Origin of the sequence: Pseudomonas sp., assembly GCF_037994325.1 — a bacterium.
Lineage (GTDB): Bacteria > Pseudomonadota > Gammaproteobacteria > Pseudomonadales > Pseudomonadaceae > Aquipseudomonas.
In genome coordinates, this window is record NZ_JBBNAH010000625.1 from 1 (window position 1) to 2,321 (window position 2,321).

The window sequence follows — 2,321 nt, forward strand, 5'->3', positions numbered from 1 at the left end:
TGCACCACCAACTGCCGGCCTTTGGCATCTTTCACCGTTTCCAGTACGCGCATCGCCGCCTGGCAGCGTTCGTAGTTGGGGTTCTGGGTGTCGTCGGTCCAGGCCAGTAACACTTCACCGGGGCGCACGTAGCAGCAGAAGTTATCCACATGGCCATCGGTTTCATCGTTAAACAGGCCGTCTGGCAGCCAGATCACCGTGTCGATGGCCAAGTGCTCGCGCAGTACGGCTTCGATCTCTTCGCGGTTCAGGTGCGGGTTGCGGTTGTGGTTAAGCAGGCATTCTTCGGTAGTGATCACGGTGCCTTCACCGTCCACGTGAATGGAGCCGCCTTCCAGTACAAAACCTTCGGTGCGGTAGCGATCACGGCGTTCGATTTCGAGAATTTTGCTGGCCACCTGGTCGTCGCGCATCCACGGCCAATACAGACCACCTTCAAAGCCGCCCCAGGCGTTGAAGCCCCAATCCACCCCGCGAACTTCACCCGCAGCGTTGCGTACGAAGGTCGGGCCGGTATCCCGTACCCAGGCGTCGTCGGTGGTGATTTCCACCACGCGGATGTTGTCGTCATCCAGGCGCGCGCGGGCGTTGGCGTATTGCTCTGCGCTGACGCACACGGTCACCGGCTCAAAGCGGGCAATGGCTTTGGCTACGGCGGTAAACGCCGCCTGCGCCGGCTTGCCGCCCAGGCGCCAGTTGTCCGGGCGCTGCGGCCAGACCATCCAGGTTTGGCTGTGGGGCGCCCACTCGGCGGGCATATGGAAGCCATCGGCGCGGGGGGTGGTGTTCAGAGTTGTCATTGCAAATACCTTAGGTGAATCCCTGTAGGGTTAGGACTGGAGAGCGCCATCCAGGGTGTTGAGCGCGCTGTACAAATTGGGGCGACGATCACGAAAGCTGCCCCAGGCGCTGCGGATGTGTTCCAGCTGATCCAGGTCGAAAGTATGCACCAGGACGCCTTCTTCGGTTTCATTCAGCTCTTGGACTTTTTCCCCAAACTGATTGGCGATAAATGACGAGCCGTAGAAGGTGATGTCGTAGCCGTCCTGCACTTCGTTGCCGATGCGGTTGGCGGCAATCAGCGGCATCAGGTTGGCGCCGGCGTGGCCCTGTTGCACACGCTGCCAGTGGTCGCGCGAGCTAATGGTTTTATCGTGCGGCTCGCTGCCGATGGCGGTGGGGTAGAACAGAATTTCCGCGCCCTGTAGCGCCATGCTGCGGGCGCATTCGGGGAACCATTGATCCCAGCAAATGCCGACGCCGATTTTGGCGTAACGGGTTTGCCAGACTTTGAAGCCGGTGTCGCCGGGGTTGAAGTAGTACTTCTCATGGTAGCCGGGGCCATCGGGGATATGGCTTTTACGGTACACGCCGAGGTTGCTGCCATCGGCGTCGATGATGGCGATGCTGTTAAAACGCGCACGGCCGGCCAGCTCGAAGTAGCTGATCGGCAGCACCACTTCGAGCTCTTTGGCGAGCTTCTGAAAGTGCGCGATGGCGGCATTGGTTTCGGTCGGCGTGGCCAATTGCAGGTAGTCGGGGTTGGGCTTCTGGCAGAAGTACGGCGTCTCGAACAGCTCCTGAATCAGGATGATCTGCGCGCCCTTGGCGGCGGCTTCGCGCACCAGTTTTTCGGCGTTGGCGATGTTCGCTGCGCGGTCCCAGGAACAGGCCATTTGTGTGGCAGCGACGGTAACGATTCGAGACATAACGCACCTATTTGTTGTTTTTGCAGGTGCGACTTTATAGTCGATAAAAATCCGTCTTAAAAGCTGATTATTTCTATTGGCTGCTTTTTATCGATAAAAATACAGATAAATATCGGCTAATTAACCGAATTTTCCCGCTTGGGTAAGAACGCTGGCAGGTACAAGCCCAGATAAACATCGAACACACGCATGCCTTCTTCAGCCAGGCGCGCAGTGATCTCACCATGCACGTGCACGCTGCGGGCGTAGACGCGGTCGCTGAGTTCCAGCGCCAGGGCAAACACGTCGATGCCTTCCGGCAGAGCGGGTAGCGGGAAGTGGCGATCGAACAACGCATGTAGCAGCCGGCCGAGTTCGATGTCGTGTTGACGGTCGGCCTGGGTCACTTCGCTTAAGCCGTGCTGGGCGAGGATCAATTGCCGGGCGGCGGCGTCGCGGGTGTAGATATCGAGCATGCGCTGCTCAACCAGGCGCGACAGATCCGGCCAGTGGTTAAGGCTGGCGTGGTCGATAGGCGAGGCGAGGGCGGCGCGAAATGCGGCGTGGACATCGGCGGTCAGCGCTTCAAGAATCGCCGGTACGCTGGCAAAGAAGTGGTACACGGACGAGGGC

At 59.4% G+C, this 2,321-nt stretch carries 3 protein-coding genes; all 3 read right to left on the reverse strand.

Annotated features, from left to right (window positions below):
* The coding region (gene aguA, locus AAAB16_RS20620) for an agmatine deiminase (RefSeq protein WP_340665010.1) at window positions 1-800 on the reverse strand (800 nt) is incomplete at its 3' end.
* 30 nt (window positions 801-830) lie between these two features.
* Window positions 831-1,709, reverse strand: a complete 879-nt coding sequence (gene aguB, locus AAAB16_RS20625; RefSeq protein WP_340665011.1) for an N-carbamoylputrescine amidase — start codon at window positions 1,707-1,709, stop codon at window positions 831-833.
* Window positions 1,710-1,825: 116 nt separating this feature from the next.
* A partial coding sequence (locus tag AAAB16_RS20630; RefSeq protein WP_340665012.1) for a TetR/AcrR family transcriptional regulator occupies window positions 1,826-2,321 on the reverse strand: 496 nt, incomplete at its 5' end.